At 71.7% G+C, this 16,609-nt stretch carries 14 protein-coding genes and 1 pseudogene; 8 read left to right on the forward strand and 7 right to left on the reverse strand.

Going from position 1 to position 16,609, the window contains the following annotated elements; translation table 11 throughout:
- On the reverse strand, positions 1–1,436 hold a 1,436-nt coding region (locus tag RBH18_RS10005; RefSeq protein ID WP_306206064.1), incomplete at its 3' end, for a Na+/H+ antiporter.
- Positions 1,437–1,519: 83 nt separating this feature from the next.
- Between RBH18_RS10005 and RBH18_RS10010 the strand changes: the two genes are divergently transcribed.
- On the forward strand, positions 1,520–4,021 hold the full coding sequence (locus RBH18_RS10010) for a bifunctional FO biosynthesis protein CofGH (RefSeq protein WP_306206066.1): 2,502 nt from the start codon (positions 1,520–1,522) through the stop codon (positions 4,019–4,021).
- Positions 4,022–4,595: 574 nt separating this feature from the next.
- Positions 4,596–4,853: a WhiB family transcriptional regulator gene (locus tag RBH18_RS10015; protein WP_015619224.1), complete on the forward strand. Its 258-nt coding sequence runs from the start codon at positions 4,596–4,598 to the stop codon at positions 4,851–4,853.
- A 405-nt stretch (positions 4,854–5,258) separates the two neighbouring features.
- Here the strand turns inward: RBH18_RS10015 and RBH18_RS10020 are convergent, their stop codons facing one another.
- Positions 5,259–5,744, reverse strand: coding sequence for a metallopeptidase family protein (locus RBH18_RS10020; RefSeq protein ID WP_372338894.1), 486 nt, complete (start codon positions 5,742–5,744; stop codon positions 5,259–5,261).
- Positions 5,745–6,167: 423 nt separating this feature from the next.
- Here RBH18_RS10020 and RBH18_RS10025 point away from each other — a divergent pair, with 423 nt between their 5' ends.
- On the forward strand, positions 6,168–6,530 hold the full coding sequence (locus RBH18_RS10025; protein ID WP_306206086.1) for a DUF3499 domain-containing protein: 363 nt from the start codon (positions 6,168–6,170) through the stop codon (positions 6,528–6,530).
- A gap of 265 nt (positions 6,531–6,795) precedes the next feature.
- On the opposite strand, the gene RBH18_RS10030 is transcribed toward RBH18_RS10025, so the two are convergent.
- Together RBH18_RS10030 and RBH18_RS10035 are read right to left on the reverse strand one after the other, a co-directional pair.
- The gene (locus RBH18_RS10030) at positions 6,796–7,731 is read right to left on the reverse strand and encodes a polysaccharide deacetylase family protein (protein ID WP_306206088.1); all 936 of its coding nucleotides are present in this window, start codon (positions 7,729–7,731) and stop codon (positions 6,796–6,798) included.
- Positions 7,732–7,940: 209 nt separating this feature from the next.
- On the reverse strand, positions 7,941–8,504 hold the full coding sequence (locus RBH18_RS10035; RefSeq protein ID WP_306206090.1) for a DUF3455 domain-containing protein: 564 nt from the start codon (positions 8,502–8,504) through the stop codon (positions 7,941–7,943).
- Positions 8,505–8,652: 148 nt separating this feature from the next.
- On the opposite strand from RBH18_RS10035, the gene RBH18_RS10040 reads away from it, so the two are divergent.
- Positions 8,653–9,351 carry a class I SAM-dependent methyltransferase gene (locus RBH18_RS10040; RefSeq protein ID WP_306206092.1) on the forward strand — a complete coding sequence of 233 codons (699 nt, stop codon included), beginning with the start codon at positions 8,653–8,655 and terminating at the stop codon, positions 9,349–9,351.
- Here the strand turns inward: RBH18_RS10040 and RBH18_RS10045 are convergent.
- From RBH18_RS10045 to RBH18_RS10055, 3 genes are read right to left on the reverse strand one after another with little or no spacing between them, the layout of a single operon-like run.
- Positions 9,332–9,676, reverse strand: coding sequence for a DUF779 domain-containing protein (locus RBH18_RS10045; protein ID WP_306206095.1), 345 nt, complete (start codon positions 9,674–9,676; stop codon positions 9,332–9,334). The genes RBH18_RS10040 and RBH18_RS10045 overlap by 20 nt on opposite strands.
- Complete coding sequence (exaC, locus tag RBH18_RS10050; protein ID WP_306206096.1) at positions 9,676–11,169, reverse strand: acetaldehyde dehydrogenase ExaC; 1,494 nt, start codon at positions 11,167–11,169, stop codon at positions 9,676–9,678. The genes RBH18_RS10045 and exaC overlap by 1 nt, the downstream gene beginning before the upstream one ends.
- Before the next feature lie 11 nt (positions 11,170–11,180).
- Positions 11,181–12,578 (reverse strand): GAF domain-containing protein, encoded by a 1,398-nt coding sequence (locus tag RBH18_RS10055; RefSeq protein WP_306206098.1) that lies wholly within the window; start codon positions 12,576–12,578, stop codon positions 11,181–11,183.
- A gap of 121 nt (positions 12,579–12,699) precedes the next feature.
- Here RBH18_RS10055 and RBH18_RS10060 point away from each other — a divergent pair, with 121 nt between their 5' ends.
- From RBH18_RS10060 to RBH18_RS10075, 4 genes and pseudogenes are all read left to right on the forward strand, one after another.
- The gene (locus RBH18_RS10060) at positions 12,700–14,127 is read left to right on the forward strand and encodes an aldehyde dehydrogenase family protein (protein WP_306206100.1); all 1,428 of its coding nucleotides are present in this window, start codon (positions 12,700–12,702) and stop codon (positions 14,125–14,127) included.
- A gap of 194 nt (positions 14,128–14,321) precedes the next feature.
- Positions 14,322–14,875: pseudogene (locus RBH18_RS10065) on the forward strand (endonuclease V).
- A 95-nt stretch (positions 14,876–14,970) separates the two neighbouring features.
- A complete protein-coding gene (locus tag RBH18_RS10070) occupies positions 14,971–16,350 on the forward strand; it encodes a phosphomannomutase/phosphoglucomutase (protein WP_306206102.1) in 1,380 nt (459 codons plus the stop codon).
- A 58-nt stretch (positions 16,351–16,408) separates the two neighbouring features.
- Positions 16,409–16,609: a Trm112 family protein gene (locus RBH18_RS10075; RefSeq protein WP_305789565.1), complete on the forward strand. Its 201-nt coding sequence runs from the start codon at positions 16,409–16,411 to the stop codon at positions 16,607–16,609.

Consider the following 16,609-nt stretch of genomic DNA (forward strand, 5'->3'; position numbering starts at 1 on the left):
CGGCCGTCCATCCCCAGGCCCTCGTCGGCGATCTGCTGCTCGTCCGGGATGACGTGGTCGGTGTCCGGCCCGTCCAGCTCGGCGCGGCTCTCGCGCAGCTCCGCGCGTACCAGGTCGGCGATCTCGTCGTCCACCCGCAACCGTGCCGCCTCCCGCGGCAGCAGCTCGAGGGCGAGGTCGATCGCGCGCCGCTCGGTGTACGCGTACTCGTCCTCCGACGTGTCCGGTGGCAGCTTCGCCCAGCGCAGCACGGCCGGCAGCGTCAGACCCTGCAGCAGCAGCGTGATCGCGATGACCCCGAACGTCACGATGATGATCAGGTCGCGCCCCGGCACCTCGGACGGGATCGACAGGGCGGCGGCCAGGGACACCGCGCCCCGGAAGCCCGACCACGCCCCCGGTTGCCGGTGCCGGAAGGGGACGCGACGGGCGCGCTGCTGGGGGCGCCGGTCGAGGGCGCGGACCACGTACGGCGTGCTGTTGCTCCACACCAGCCGGGTCCCGATGACCGCGGCGGCGACCAGGAGGGTGTCGAGAATCGCCGTGCCGATCGGGTAGGACGTGAGGTCGCTCACCGCCGTCCGCAGCTCCAGCCCCACCAGGACGAAGAGCGTCCCGTTGAGCAGGAACGAGGTCAGCTGCCAGAACTGGCGGGCGCGCACGCGGTCCTGGGCGGTGATGATCAGCGATCCGGCCTGGCTCACGTAGAGGCCGGCGACCACGGCGCCGAGCACTCCGGAGGCGTGGATCTCCTCGGCCGCCAGGAACGCCACGAACGGCGTGAGGACGCTCACCGTGTTGCTGAGCAGGGTGTCGTGAATCCAGCCCCGGGCGCGCACGTTGAGCCAGCCGGTGGCCAGGCCGACGGCGACGCCCCCGCCGTACGAGATGAGGAAGTCGAGGGCGATGCCACCCGCACCGACGCCGTCGTGGCCGGTCGCGACCTCCACGGCGATGGCGAGGACGACCAGGGCCGTGCCGTCGTTGATGAGGCTCTCGGCCCGGAGGATGGTCAGCTGGCGCCGGGGCATGCGGCCGGCCACGGCGGCGACGGCGGTGGCGTCGGTCGGGGCCAGCACGGCGCCCAGGACCCACGCGACCGGCCAGCTCAGGCCGATGGCGTGGCCGATCCAGGCGACGGCCGCGGCGGTGGCGATCACGAGCCCGACGGCGCTGAGGATGACCACGCGCAGGTTGGCGCGGATCTCGTTGAGCGAGGCGTCGAGCGACTCGGCGTAGAGCAGGGCGGGCAGGAAGACGAAGAGCACGAGCGCCGGTTCGAGGTGCACGCCGTCGAGGGCGGGGACGAACGCCAGGGGTACGCCCCCGAGCAGCAGCACGATCGGCGGCGGCACCCGAAGCCGCCGGGCCAGAAGTGTGAGCCCCCACACAGCCGTGCCGAGCAGAACGACCACTTCCAGCGCGGCTGTGTCCATGGCGTGCACTCCCGGCGTGTCGATGCCCACTGTCGGCCGATGCTTACCCCGAAGCCGGCCCCGATCCGGCCTACGCTGCACGGGTGGCAGGACAGGAGATTTCCCCGACCGAGGCCGAGATCCGTCGTGCGCTGAAGCGGGCGGCCGACGGCAAGGCTATCGACGTGCAGGAGGCCGCCGCCCTCCTGGCGGCCCGTGGCGAGCAGCTCGACGAGTTGCTCGGTGTCGCCGGGGGCATCCGCGACGCCGGGTTGCGCGAGGCGGGGCGGCCGGGCGTGGTCACGTACTCGAAAAAGGTCTTCATCCCGCTCACCAGGCTGTGCCGCGACCGCTGTCATTACTGCACCTTCGCGACCGTGCCGCACCGGTTGCCGGCGGCGTTCCTGGAGCGCGACGAGGTGCTGGCCATCGCCCGCGAGGGCGCCGCGCAGGGCTGCAAGGAGGCCCTCTTCACGCTCGGCGACCGCCCGGAGGAGCGCTGGCCGGCCGCGCGGCAGTGGCTCGACGAGCGGGGCTACGACTCGACCCTCGACTATGTCCGTGCGTGCGCCATCGCGGTGCTGGAGGAGACCGGCCTGCTGCCGCACCTCAACCCCGGCGTCATGAGCTGGGCCGAGCTGCAGCGGCTCAAGCCGGTCGCGCCGAGCATGGGCATGATGCTGGAGACCACGGCGACCCGGCTGTGGTCCGAGCCCGGCATGCCGCACTACGCCTCGCCCGACAAGGAGCCGGCCGTCCGGCTGCGCGTGCTCGAGGACGCCGGCCGCACCAACGTGCCGTTCACCACCGGCATCCTCATCGGCATCGGCGAGACCCGCGGCGAGCGCGCCGACGCGATCTTCGCGATGCGCCGTGCCTCACGGGACTACGGCCACATCCAGGAAGTCATCATCCAGAATTTCCGCGCCAAGCCCGACACGGCGATGCGCGGCATGCCCGATGCCGAGCTGCACGAGCTGGCGGCGACGATCGCGGTGGCCCGGGTGCTCATGGGCCCGCGCGCGCGGATCCAGGCGCCGCCCAACCTCATCGACAGCGAGTACGACCTGTTCCTGCGCGCCGGCATCGACGACTGGGGTGGCGTGTCGCCGGTCACCCCCGACCACGTCAACCCCGAGCGCCCGTGGCCGCAGATCGAGCAGCTGCGGGAGATGTCCGCCCGCTCCGGCTTCGAGCTGCGCGAGCGCCTGACGATCTACCCGGAGTACGTGCGCCGCGGCGAGGGCTGGCTCGACCCGCGCCTGGCCACCCACGTGGCAGCGCTCGCCGACCCGGCCACGGGGCTGGCGAACGAGGCCGCGATGCCGGTCGGGCGGCCGTGGCAGGAGCCCGACGACGCGTACGCGGGGGGCCGCACCGACCTCTTCGCGACGATCGACACCGACGGGCGCACCAGCGACCGCCGGGGCGACTTCGACTCCGTCTACGGCGACTGGTCCTCGGTGGCGTCGCAGGTGTCGGCCGGCACCTTCGAGCGCACCGACTCGGACGTGCTCGCCGGCCTCCGGCTGGCCGCGCAGAGCCCCGCCGACCTGCTGCTGCCGGAGCACGAGGACAAGGCGATGGCCCTGTTCCACGCGGACGGCTCGGCGCTCGACGAGCTCGCCCGCATCGCCGACGACCTGCGCAAGGAGGTCAACGGCGACGACATCACCTACGTGGTCAACCGCAACATCAACTTCTCCAACGTCTGCTACGTCGGGTGCCGGTTCTGTGCGTTCGCGCAGCGGGAGAAGGACGCCGACGCGTACAGGCTCTCCATCGAGCAGGTCGCGGACCGCGCCGAGCAGGCCTGGGCGGACGGCGCGACCGAGGTCTGCATGCAGGGCGGCATCGACCCCAAACTGCCGATCACCGCGTACGCCGAGATGGTCCGCGCCATCAAGCAGCGCGTGCCCGGGATGCACGTCCACGCCTTCTCGCCCATGGAGATCGTGACCGGGGCGGCCAAGGCCGGCGTCTCCGTGCGCGACTGGCTGACCGAGCTGCGCGAGGCCGGCCTCGACACGATCCCGGGGACGGCCGCCGAGATCCTCGACGACGACGTGCGCTGGGTCCTCACCAAGGGCAAGCTGCCCGCCGCCGCCTGGGTCGACGTGGTCACCACCGCGCACCAGGTGGGCATCCGGTCGAGTTCCACGATGATGTACGGCCACGTCGACCACCCGCGGCAGTGGCTGGGCCACTTCCGGGTGCTGGCCGGGGTCCAGGACGTGACGGGCGGCTTCACTGAGTTCGTGGCGTTGCCGTTCATCCACACCAACGCCCCGATCTATCTGGCCGGCATCGCCAAGGCCGGCCCCAGCTGGCGGGAGAACAGGGCCGTGCACGCGATGGCCCGGGTCCTGCTGCACGGCCGCATCGGCAACATCCAGTGCTCCTGGGTGAAGCTGGGCGACGAGGGCACGATCGCGATGCTGAACGGCGGCTGCAACGACCTCGGCGGCACGCTGATGGAGGAGACGATCTCGCGGATGGCGGGCTCGGAGCACGGTTCGGCGCGCACGGTCGCCGAGCTGCGGGCGCTGGCGGCGCGGGCGGGGCGGCCCGCTGCCGAGCGCACCACGGTGTACGGGCGGCGCTGAGCCGAAATTCCGCCGGATCGGTGGTTTGAGGCCGGCCGTGGCGGGGTAACAGGCGCCGCGGCCGGGCGGGCCTGATCACACGGATTTCGCCCGTCCGGGTTTCCGGATTTTGTCGGGCGGGCGCTTTCCGGGGGTTTTTCCGCGCGCATCGCTGTCTATTTCCGGACCCGCGGGGCCGGACGCCGGGGCGGCTGACCGAATGGGGGAGGAGTCACTCGCCCGAGTGTCACGTTGTGCGTCAAAACGTGTACTGTGAGCAACCTCAAGTGATCATGCAGCGTCGGTCAGCGGGTTACAAAACGGGGTAATTTGGACGTGACGCGCCGACTGTGCGTTACCTGGTGGCTGCTCCGAGAGATACGACAGGAACGGGACCGCGAGGGGACGATGAAGCCTCGTGGAAACGGGCCTATTTATCAGGTTCGGCTTGACGACGCACGTCTTACACGCGTGTAATTTTGGTGGGGTTGCGGGAAAGCGGCGTCGCGAACCGTGCTTTTCCCGCAAGAAACACGCCGCGTGCGTGGGGGGTCAGTGCCGGCATCGCTGCCGGCGCGGAGAAGGAGGCACGCCGATGGAAGCTCAGGTTGAAGGGGTCGACCTGCTGGGGGACGCGCCCGAGTGGCAGGAGCGGGCGCTGTGTTCGCAGACCGATCCGGAGGCTTTCTTCCCGGAGAAGGGCGGATCGACCCGCGAGGCGAAGCGGATCTGCGGCCGGTGCGACGTGAAGGCGGAGTGCCTGGAGTACGCGCTCGGCCACGACGAGCGCTTCGGCATCTGGGGCGGACTGTCCGAACGGGAACGCCGCAAGCTCAAGCGCCGGGTGGCCTGACCCGGCGGCTCCCGCTCTCGTGACGATGCCGGGGGGCCGCGTCGCGGGAGCCCGTCGACTCTGCGCTTGTCAGCACTGCATCATGCCTGATCGAACCGGCGACCACGCCGCCCGATCAGGCCCGGATCACCATGCTCACTCGGGGCGTGGATCCTGACGCCGGCCCGCCCGCCGCGGTCCCGGCCGGCCGCGACGGTCATGCCGGCCGGCCCGCGTCTCACGTCGGCTTGCCGGGGCCGGTTGCCTCGGCTCGTCGGGTGGCGATCACGTCGGCTTGCCGGGGCTGGTTGTTTCGGCGCGTCGGGCGGTGGTCATGGCTGCTTGCCGGGGCTGGTTGCTTCGGCTTGTCTGGCGGTGGTCATGGCAGCTTGGCGGGGTCGGTTGCTTCGGCTCGTCGGGTGGCGGTCATGACAGCTCGTCGGGATCCACGCCGAGCAGGTTGGCGACCTGCTCGATGATGACGTCGTGGACGAGGTCGGCCAGGTCCTCGCGGTCCATCGCCCGGAACTCGAGCGGGCGGCGGTAGAGCACGATCCGCGGCGGCAGCTCCTGGCGGCCGGGGCGGCCGGGGAGCAGCCGGGCGAGGGGGACCTCGCCGTCCTCGAGCACGTCGGAGTCGTAGACGTTGAGCTCCGGCGGCACGTCCTCGACCGCGAACTCGACGCCGGCCAGCTCCTTGGCATAGCGGCGCTCGAGGCTCTCGACCGTGTCGAGCACGAGGTCGTCGAAGATCTCCGCCTTGGTGCGAGCGAGCGGCACGGTGGCGGGCACGAGCCGGCCCCGGAGTCCGCGCCCGTGCCGATCGCGGCGGGCGGGACGACCCGGTCCGGCGGCACGTCCGGCTCGGCCCGGGTCTGATCCGGTCCGGCGGCGGTCGGGGCTGGTTGTCACGCCGCCAGCCTAGCCCGCCGGGACGCTCCGTTGCGGTCAGGCTGTGACGCCCGCGTTTCGTCGGGGCAACAACCTCGCCCCGCCGCCCCTCGCCGACGACCCACCCGACGCCGCCGCGCCGGCCCACCCGACGCCGCCGCGCCGGCCCACCCGACGCCGCCGCGCTGACCCACCCGACGCCGCCGCGCTGGCCCGCCCGGGTCGCCGCGGTTGCCCACCCGTGCCCGCCGCGACGGTCCGGTCGAAGCCGCCGTGGTGACCCGACCGAGGTCGGCCGTTTCGGCGCGGCTGCGGCGCTTCCAGGTGATTCGTCCCATTGGGGCGGCGTGTCGAGCCGTCAACGCAAAATCGTGATGCATGGTGGCTCGGCGTGTCGCGGCTGCATCGGCCCCACGCGAGCGCGGTTGGAGATAACGTGCCGCCGTGAGGTCCCCACGGCGCTGCTCCCGGAACGGCTGTCCCCGACAGGCGGTCGCCACCCTGACCTACGTCTACAGCGACTCGACGGCCGTGGTGGGCCCGCTGGCCGCCTTCGCCGAGCCGCACACGTACGACCTCTGCGAACCCCACGCCCGCAGCCTCACCGCCCCCCGAGGCTGGGAACTGGTCCGCCACGACGGCGACTTCGCCCCGCCGCCGCCCACCACCGACGACCTGGTGGCCCTGGCCGACGCCGTCCGCGAGGCCGCCCGCCCCGCGCCGCCCCCGCGCCCCGAGGAACACGACAACCTCCCCGGCCACCAGACCGGCCGCCGCGGCCACCTCAGGGTCATCCCGCCGAACTAATGGCCTCGCCTCCGGCTCGGCGGGCACTGCGCCCCTGAAGACGATGGTTTGGACACCCAAAATCCGCGAAGAAGAGCGCTTCGCGGATTTTGTGTGCCCAAACCATCGCCGGGCGCAGTGCGGGGGCGGGAGTGGCGACGGGGTGACACGCGAGTCGCGCGTCGGGAGTGCTCACCAGCGTGGCCGGGCCGAGGCCGGTCGGTGCCCGGCCGTGTGGGTTGTGGAGTGGCGGCTGCGGGGTGAGGTTGGCGCTGGGGCGGTGGGGTCAGGGGAGGGGGATCAGGGTGTAGCGGGTCTTGAGCCAGGGGAGGAGTTTGCGGTAGGCCGCGATTGTGTCGGGCTGGGCGTAGTCGTGGGACAGGATGATGGCGCCGTTGGTGGTCTGGTGCTTGACGGCCTTGATGACGTTCGCCACGTGGGCGGAGTCGGACTCGCCGCCGGAGTGGTCCCAGTCGCGGGTGTCGACCTGCCAGTAGGCGCCGATCATGCCGAGTTCGTTGGCGACCTTGACGAAGTTCGGGGTGAAGTTGCCGCCGGGCGCCCGCATGTACTTGATCTCGGCGCCCGGGACGGCTGCCCGGATGGCGGCGTTGGTCTTCTCGAGGTCGGCGCGGATGACGGCGGGCTTCTTCGTGCCGAGCGTGAGGCTGTGGTCCCACGTGTGGTTGCACAGGGTGTGGCCCTCGGCGGCGATCCGGCGTACGAGATCAGGGAAGGCCTCGACGTTCTCACCCACCAGGCAGAAGGTCGCCTTCACCTGGTGCTCGGCGAGCAGGTCGAGTAGTTCGGGCGTCGTCGCCGGGTCGGGGCCGTCGTCGAAGGTGAGCGCCACGCCCTCGGTGCCGGTGACCATGAGACTGTTCGCCGGGCCGCCGTGATGCCCCTGGGCGACAGCGCCCTCGGCGGGACCGGCTGGGGAGACGGAGGCGGACGCGGACGCGGAGTCGGGTGCAGAGGAAGCCGGGGCCGGGGAGGTGTCCGACACGGGCGCCGAGCTGGGCGTCGCCGGGGCGGTGGCCGACGTCGGCGGCTCCTCGTCAGCGGTGGCCGACGGCGACTCCGGAGTGGAGGCGGACGTGGCCGGCGTGGTGACGGGGCGGGCCACGACCCAGGTCGGCGCGTTCTCGGCTGCCAGTGCCGTTCCGCAGCCGGCCAGTCCGGCCAGGGCAAGTCCGATCACATACAGCTTCGCGCCACGCATCGTCGTCCACTCCGCTCATCCGCTTGCTCGAACGGAGAAGTCCCTCCGTCCGGCCTTTCGCCCGAACGGAAAGGAATATGGTCGCCCGCCGGCGCGCCCAGGGCGAGTCCCCGAAGGGGTGGCACACATCGGGGAGATCCGCGGCACGGGCTCGAGGACGGCGGAAGGGGAGACCGGCGAGCGCCGATCTCCCCGCAAAAGCCGGAGGGTCAGCCCCAGAAGACGTACGTGGCGCCGTAGCGGACCGCGGCGGTCTCGCCGTCGGTGCAGGCGCGGGTCGGGGCCACGCCGCCCGACGTGTTGAGGCGCTGGATGTACTGCGCCTTCGCGAGGACGCCGTTGGCCGGGCCCTCGTGCGTGGCGACCTGGAGGAGCAGCTCGGCGATGGTGCCCGTACGCGGCTTCTCGGCGACCTTGGTGGCCGTGACCAGCGACTGGTCGCGGGTGGACTGCCAGCTCGGGCCCTTGAAGTGGTGCAGGCGGCCGCCCGTGCCGACGAGCTGGGCCTCGGGGACCGACGCGCCGGCGAAGGAGCCGCTGGCGCAGGTGTAGGTCTGGGTGCCGGTGAGGACCTGGTAGGTGCCGATCCGGCGGAGGCCGGCCGGCGGGTTGATCGACGGGGGAGTGCTGGCCGAGGGTGCGACGCTGCTGGCGACCGGCCGGGGACGCGCGGACGTCTCGGCGGCATTGGCGTTGAACGTCACAGCGGTGAGCGCGCCGACGACGGCGACTGCGGCCGTTCCCAGCATGGCGGTACGGAGGCTGGTCCGCATGAGCGGTACTCCTAACAACAAGACTCGGGTGTCGCCCGGGAGCACGGGCGCGCGGGGTTCAGCAGTTCAGCGGTTGCCCCATGTGGCACGGTGAATGGTCCGTTCGGCCCCTCTGGATGCACATCCATCGAAATGGCAGGGTGATCAGGTGACCGACAGTGACTGGGCGGAGCTGTGGGGTGACGTGCCCGAGCCCGTCTGGCGGGTAGTGCTCCAACGCGCGACGCAGGGCGACAGGGTCCTGGATGTGGGGTGCGGGGCAGGACACTTCCTGGCGTACGCCCGGCGCGCCGGCCTTCGTACGTCCGGCGCTGACGTCGTACCGGAGCTGGTGGAGCTGGCCCGGCAGCGAGCGCAGGAGGCGGTCGTGGCCGCGGCCGAGCACCTGCCGTGGCCCGATGGAACGTTCGGCCTGGTCACCGCCTTCAACGCGCTGCAGTTCGCCGACGACACGGACGCCGCGCTCGCGGAGATGGTGCGCGTCACCGAGCCGGGCGGGCGCGTCGCCGTGGCGAACTGGGCGGAGGCGGCGCGCAACGACCTCGACGCGATCGAGCGGGCCCTCAACGACGGCGAGTCCGCTCCGGACGGTGACCTGCGTCGCGAGGGCGGGCTGACGGAACTGCTCACCGACGGCGGGCTGATCGGGGTGACGGCGGGACTGGTCGCCGTGCCGTGGCGGGTGCCCGACGAGGACGCGCTGGTCCGGGGCATCCTGCTGGGCGAGCAGCCGGACCTCGCCCCCGAGGTCGTCGCGGCTGCCCGCCCGTACCGGAAGAGCGATGGCAGTTATGAGCTGATGAACCACTTCCGCTGTGCGATCGGGTTCACAGCATCCGGCTCCTGATGAGGAAGCGCACCCCCTCCGGCGCTTCCAGGCTGAAGCCGCTGCCGCGCCCCGGCACGACGTCGACCGTGAGGTGGGTGTGCTTCCACGTCTCGTACTGCGCGGAACTCATCCAGAACGAGATGGGCTCGGCGACGCCGTCGATGCGCAACTCCTCGAGGAGGACGTCGCTGGAGCCCGTACGGAACTCGCCCTCCAGGTAGCACATCGGAGCGCTCCCGTCGCAGCAGCCGCCGGACTGGTGGAACATCAGCGGCCCGTGCTGCCCCCGCAGCGACCGGAGCAGTTCCGCCGCCGCGGGAGTCACATCCACGCGGGCTCCCATCAGAAGAGTCCGACTGCCTTGGGGGAGTAGCTGACCAGCAGGTTCTTGGTCTGCTGGTAGTGGTCGAGCATCATCTTGTGGTTCTCGCGCCCGATGCCCGACTGCTTGTAACCACCGAACGCGGCGTGCGCCGGGTACTGGTGGTAGCAGTTCGTCCACACCCGCCCGGCCTGGATCTCGCGACCCGCGCGGTAGGCCTGGTTGAGGTCGCGGGTCCAGACCCCGGCGCCGAGGCCGTACAGGGTGTCGTTGGCGATTTTGATCGCGTCGGCGAAGTCGGTGAACGACGTCACCGAGACGACCGGCCCGAAGATCTCCTCCTGGAAGATCCGCATGCTGTTGGTGCCCTCGAAGACGGTCGGCTGCACGTACCAGCCGCCGTTCAGCTCGACGCGCTCGCCGCCGACGAGGACCTTGGCACCCTCCTGCTTGCCGATGTCGATGTAGGAGAGGATCTTCTCGAGCTGGTCGTTGGAGGACTGCGCGCCGACCTGCGTGTCCGTGTCGAGCGGGTTGCCCTGCTTGAGGTTCTCGACCCGCTTGACGCCCGCGGCCAGGAAGTCCGAGTAGTGGCCCTGCTGGATCAGCGCGCGCGACGGGCAGGTGCACACCTCGCCCTGGTTGAGCGCGAACATCGCGAAGCCCTCGAGCGCCTTGTCGAAGAAGTCGTCCTGCTGCGTGCTGATGTCGTCGAAGAACAGGTTCGGGCTCTTGCCGCCGAGTTCCAGGGTGACCGGGATGATGTTCTCGGAGGCGTACTGCATGATCAGCCGCCCGGTGGTGGTCTCGCCGGTGAAGGCGACCTTCGCCACCCGCTTCGACGACGCCAGCGGCTTGCCGGCCTCCACGCCGAAGCCGTTGACGATGTTGACCACGCCCGGCGGCAGCAGGTCGCCGATGATCGACATCAGATAGTGGATCGACGCCGGGGTCTGCTCGGCCGGCTTGAGCACCACCGCGTTGCCCGCGGCCAGCGCCGGGGCGAGCTTCCAGACCGCCATGAGGATCGGGAAGTTCCACGGGATGATCTGCCCGACCACGCCCAGCGGCTCGTGGAAGTGATAGGCGACGGTGTCGTCGTCGAGCTCGCCGAGGCTGCCCTCCTGGGCCCGCACGGCGCCGGCGAAGTAGCGGAAGTGGTCGATGGCCAGTGGCAGGTCGGCGGCCAGCGTCTCGCGGACGGGCTTGCCGTTCTCCCAGGTCTCGGCGACGGCCAGCCGCTCGAGGTTCGCCTCCATGCGGTCGGCGATCTTGTTGAGGATGTTCGCCCGCTCCGCGACGGAGGTACGGGCCCAGCCGGGCGCCGCCCCGTGCGCGGCGTCCAGCGCGCGCTCGACGTCGTCGGCGGTGCCGCGGGCGATCTCGCAGAAGGGCTGTCCCGTGACGGGGGACGGGTTCTCGAAGTACTGACCCTTGGCGGGCGGGACGTACTCGCCGCCGATCCAGTGGTCGTACCGGCTCGCATAGTCTTCCGGGGGCGAATAAACCGTCATGCCGCCGGACGCTAGTTACGCGGACGTTGCACAGACGTTGCAAGCCCGTACTCGCCGGCGAGGCGGGCGACCTTCCGACCGGTGATCCGGCGCACCGGTGAGCCCGGTGGCAGCGCCGACTGATAGGCCTCCCACATCTGCAGGTCGTCCGCGCCCCACGGCGAGTCGACCCAGGTCCGCAGCAGGTGCAGCGTCCCGTCCGCCAGAACCGCGGTGCGCAGCCGGGCGTCGATCAGGTCGCGCAGCCTGGCCACCCCGGGCGCGTCCGAGGACGGCAGCAACGGCCCGGCGTACGCGTCGAGCGCCTCCGCCACGCGCCCCTCATCCAGCAGCCGCGTCACCGTCAGGAAGTCGGCATCCAGTCGTTGCCGGATCCGGTAGGGCCGCGAGTCCAGCAGGCCGGTCCCCAGAATCCGCCGCAGCCGGGACAGCTCCGCCCGGATCGTGACCGGATTCAGGTCGTCGGCATAAAGATCAAGGGCTAATTGCTCCCCCGTACGCCCGTCGGGGTGGGCCAGCAGCAGGCACAGCAGCTCGGAATGCCGCCGCCCCAGCCGCCGCCCGTCGAACAGCGCCTCGTCATGCCCGAGCATCGCCACCGCGGGCGCGCCGGGTGGCCGATGCGCCCCGAGGTACGCCTCGGCGGCCAGCGCGGTCGCCCGTACCAGCGCCAGGCTGTGCGGATGCGCCAGATGATCGCCGCCCGTCACGTCGATCGCCCCGAGCAGCCGCCCGCTCGCCGGATCGTGAATGGGCGCCGCCGCGCAGGTCCACCGCTGCACCCCGCGACTGAAGTGCTCCGTCGCGAAGATCTGCACCGAGTGATCCAGCGCCAGCGCCGTCCCGGGGGCGTTCGTCCCGGCATGCGCCTCGTCCCAGCGCGCCCCGGGCACGAAGTTCATCGCCTCGGCGCCCTTCCGCACGGCCGCGGCCCCCTCCACCCAGAGCAGCCGCCCGTGAGCGTCGCAGACCGCCATGAGATGCGCCCCGTCGTCGGCGAGCCCGCCCAGCAGATCCCGGAAGATCGGCAGCACCCCCGCCAGGGGATGCCGGGTCCGATAGTCCTCCAGCTGATCATCGGTGAGCTCGATCGGCGCCGTGCCGTCGGGATTCATCGCCGCGCCGGCCGAGCGGCGCCAGGAATCGACGACCACGGCTCGCACGCCGCCCGTCCCGCTGCGCGCCACCCGCCTCCCACCCTGGGTGGGAGGAAACCCGCCCTGGGTGGGATGCCCCGCCCCGGGTGGGGTCCCGCCCCGGGGTGGGAGCGCCGGCAAGCCCCGATCGTCCTCCTCCGGCCCCTCGAGAGGCGACCCGCTCGCCAGGAACCGCTCGTACGCGCGGCCGATCTGCCCGATCCGCTCCGCGGGGTCGGAGCCGAGGTCGAGGGCGAGCCAGGGGTTGGACATGGGGCACCTCCCAGACGCCTCATCGTGACGCGGATCACGCCCTCAGACAACAGTCGGCGAGTTATCCACAGGCTGTGCTCAGCCGGGGCGCGGCGGACCCCGGCAGGCATAGGGTGAATCCGTGACAGCTTTCTATGTGGCCGGCACCCCGGCCAACGGTGACGACGAGGTGCTGGTGACGCACCCGTTCGACGGACGCACCGTCGGGCGCACGACGTGGGCGACCGAGGCGCAGGTCGAGACCGCGGTGGCCGCGGCGGCCGCCGTCGCCGCGGAGGCTGCCGCGCTGCCCGCCCACGTCCGGGCGGCGGCGCTCGACCACGTCTCCCGCCGCATCGCCGAGCGCAGGCAGGAGATCGCCGAGCTGATCACGGCGGAGAACGGCAAGCCGCTCAAGTGGGCGCTGATCGAGGCCGACCGCGCGGTGTCGGTCTTCCGGTGGGCGGCGGAGGAGGCGCGGCGCTTCTCCGGCAGCCTGCAGCGGCTCGACACCGACCCGGGCGGCACGGGCCGCATCGCCGTGGTCAAGCGGGTGCCGCGCGGGCCGGTGCTGGGCATCGCGCCCTTCAACTTCCCGCTCAACCTGGTCGCCCACAAGGTCGCCCCGGCGCTCGCCGTGGGGGCGCCGATCGTGCTCAAGCCCGCCCCGGCCACCCCGCTGACCGCCCTGCTGCTCGGGTCGATCCTCGCGGAGACCGGCCTGCCGGAGGGCATCTTCTCCGTCCTGCCGGTGCCCAACGAGCGCGCCGAGGCCCTGGTCACCGATCCGCGTCTGCCCATCGTGTCCTTCACCGGCTCGGGGCCGGTCGGGGCTCAGATCCGGCGCGCGGCGCCCGACAAGCACGTGACGCTCGAGCTCGGTGGCAATGCGGCGGTGCTGGTCTGTGGCGACTACGGCAGCGAGCGGGATCTCGACTGGGCCGCGACCCGCATCGCGACCTTCAGCAACTATCAGGCCGGTCAGAGCTGCATCGCGGTCCAGCGCGTCTTCGTCCACGCGGGTCTCGACCTTCAGGAGCGGCTGGTCCGGGCGGTCGAGGCTCTGCGCACGGGCGACCCCACGGATCCGGGCGTCGACGTCGGCCCGATGATCAGCGAGGAGGCCGCCAAGCGGGTCGAGTCGTGGGTCGAGGAGGCGGTCGCGGCCGGGGCCACGGTCCTCGCCGGCGGCAAGCGCGACGGCGCCACCTATCCGCCCACGGTCCTGTCCGGAGTGCCCGCCGGCGCCAAGGTGACCACCGAGGAGGTGTTCGGGCCCGTGCTCGTGGTCTCCGAGGTGCCGAGCGACGAGGCCGGCTTCGCAGCGATCAACAACTCGGCGTACGGGTTGCAGGCCGGCGTCTTCACCCACAACGTGCAGACGGCGTTCGCCGCCCACCGGCAGCTGGAGGTCGGCGGCGTGATCGTGGGCGACGTGCCGAGCTACCGGGCCGACCAGATGCCGTACGGCGGGCAGAAGGGCAGCGGTGTGGGGCGCGAGGGCGTGGCCAGCGCGATGGAGGACTACACGGAGCCGCGTGTGATGGTGCTGACGGGAGTGGAGCTCTGACGATGCCTTTCACCACGGGTGCGGCTGACGAACCCGCCGTCGCGCCCGGCCGGCCTGGGACGTCGACGCGGCCCGGGTGGCCACGGACGGTGCCTCCGGCCGGGTGGCCGCGGACCGAGGACGAGGCGCTCGCGGAGCAGGACAGGCTGCGGGGGCGGTTCGTGCGCGGCGCGGGTCCCGGGCGGGTCGCCACGGTGGCCGGGCTCGATGTGGCCTATCACGAGGACGGCGAGCGGCTGGCGGCTGCCGTCGTGGTGCTCGACGCGGCGGACCTGACGGTCAGGGACAGTGTCGTGGTGCGGGGGACGGCGGCTTTTCCGTACGTGCCGGGGCTGTTCGCCTTTCGGGAGATCCCGGCGCTGCTCGAGGCGCTCGACCGGCTCACCGTGCGGCCCGACGTGCTGGTCTGCGACGGGCACGGGCTCGCCCACCCGCGACGGTTCGGGCTGGCGTGCCATCTCGGGGTGCTCAGCGGGCTGCCCGCGTACGGGGTGGGGAAGACGCCCTTGATCGGCACCTGGGAGCCGCCGGGCCCGGCCCGCGGCGCGAGGTCGGACCTGGTGGACGGGGTGAGGTCGTCGGGTCGGTGCTGCGGACGCAGGACGGGGTGAAGCCGGTGTTCGTCTCCGCCGGCCACCGGACGGATCTTGACGCGGCGTGCGACCTGACGCTGCGGCTCGCCCCTCGGTACCGATTGCCTGAAACGACACGCTTGGCCGATCGTGCGTGCCGTGACGGTCTTCTGTAACCGCACCGAGACGGTGGTGGCATCGGTTTGACGCCTTCTGTCTGCTGACGCTCCGTTAGTCTCTGCGGGACGGAAACTCGGCCGAGGAGCATGCGTTGACTGACCTGTCCCAGCTCGTGAAGGCGTATGACGTGCGGGGCGTCGTGCCCGACCAGCTGAACGAGACCGTGGCGCGGGCCCTGGGTGTCGCCTTCGTGGAGATGCTCCGGGAGACCGGCGACACCGCGGAGAAGATCGTCATCGCCCACGACATGCGCGAGAGCGGCCCGGGTCTCGCCGCTGCGTTCGCCCGTGGCGCCAACGCCGCCGGTGCCGCGGTCACCCACATCGGGCTGGCCTCGACCGACCAGCTCTACTACGCCTCCGGCGTGCTGCAGCTGCCCGGCGCCATGTTCACCGCCAGCCACAACCCGGCGCAGTACAACGGGATCAAGCTCTGCCGCGCGGGCGCGAAGCCGGTCGGCCAGGACAGCGGGCTCGTCATCGTCCGCACCCGGGCCGAGCAGCTGCTGGGCGACCTGGACGCCATCGCCGACATGCCGCCGAACGTGGAGCACATCAGCCTGCTCGGTGGCTACGCCGAGCACCTGCGCTCGCTGGTCGACCTCTCGGGCATCCGCCCGCTCAAGGTCGTCGTGGACGCCGGCAACGGCATGGGCGGCTACACCGTGCCGGCCGTGCTCGGCGACCAGCTGCTCCCGGCGCTGCCGCTGGAGATCGTCCCGATGTACTTCGAGCTGGACGGCTCCTTCCCCAACCACGAGGCGAACCCGCTCGACCCGGCCAACCTCGTCGACCTGCAGGCGGCCGTCCGCGAGCACGGCGCCGACATCGGGCTGGCCTTCGACGGCGACGCCGACCGGTGCTTCGTGGTCGACGAGAACGGCGACCCCGTCTCCCCGTCCGCGATCACGGCGCTGGTGGCCAAGCGGGAGCTGGCGAAGGCCCCGGGTGCGGCGGTGATCCACAACCTGATCACCTCGGCGGCCGTGCCGGAGATCATCGCCGAGAGCGGCGGCGAGCCGATCCGCAGCCGGGTGGGGCACTCGTTCATCAAGGCCGAGATGGCCCGGACCAACGCGATCTTCGGCGGCGAGCACTCGGCGCACTACTACTTCCGCGACTTCTGGTTCGCCGACACCGGCATGCTCGCCGCGATGCACGTGCTGGCCGCGCTGGGCGGGCAGGGCGAGCCGCTGTCGGCCTTCGCCGCCGAGTACGAGCGGTACAGCGCCTCGGGTGAGATCAACTCCACCGTCCCGGACGCCGCCGCCAAGATCGCAGAGGTCAGGGCCGCGTTCCCGGACGCGGAGTTCGACCACCTCGACGGCATGACCGTGAAGCTGGGCGACGGCTCCTGGTTCAACCTGCGCGCCTCGAACACCGAGCCGCTGCTGCGGCTCAACGTCGAGGCGCCGAAGCCCGACCGGATGGCGGCGCTGCGCGACGAGGTGCTGTCTCTCGTACGCGGTTAGGATCACCTGGTTCCTGGGGAAGTCAATCCCCACAGATCCGTACCGCGAAGGAGCCCAGGTGGCCCTCGACCCGCAGTTGCTGGACATCCTGGCATGCCCGGACACCCATCACGCCCCGCTCGGGTACGACGCCGGTGAGCAGACCCTGACCTGCACCGAGTGCGGCCGGGTCTTCGAGGTGCGCGACGACATCCCGGTGCTGCTGCTGGACGAGGCCCGGCCCGGCACCGGCCCTGGCACGCACAGTGAGGTGGCCTGA

The organism is Actinoplanes oryzae (assembly GCF_030757795.1).
In the GTDB taxonomy this organism is placed as follows: Bacteria; Actinomycetota; Actinomycetes; order Mycobacteriales; family Micromonosporaceae; genus Actinoplanes.

Bases quoted from the DNA above. Each gene is read 5' to 3' on its own strand.
- RBH18_RS10055 (WP_306206098.1), bottom strand. From the start codon at position 12,578: ATGTCCAACCCCTGGCTCGCCCTCGACCTCGGCTCCGACCCCGCGGAG.
- RBH18_RS10045 (WP_306206095.1), bottom strand. From the start codon at position 9,676: ATGGGAGCCCGCGTGGATGTGACTCCCGCGGCGGCGGAACTGCTCCGG.
- RBH18_RS10015 (WP_015619224.1), top strand. From the start codon at position 4,596: ATGGAAGCTCAGGTTGAAGGGGTCGACCTGCTGGGGGACGCGCCCGAG.
- exaC (WP_306206096.1), bottom strand. From the start codon at position 11,169: ATGACGGTTTATTCGCCCCCGGAAGACTATGCGAGCCGGTACGACCAC.
- RBH18_RS10030 (WP_306206088.1), bottom strand. From the start codon at position 7,731: ATGCGTGGCGCGAAGCTGTATGTGATCGGACTTGCCCTGGCCGGACTG.
- RBH18_RS10035 (WP_306206090.1), bottom strand. From the start codon at position 8,504: ATGCGGACCAGCCTCCGTACCGCCATGCTGGGAACGGCCGCAGTCGCC.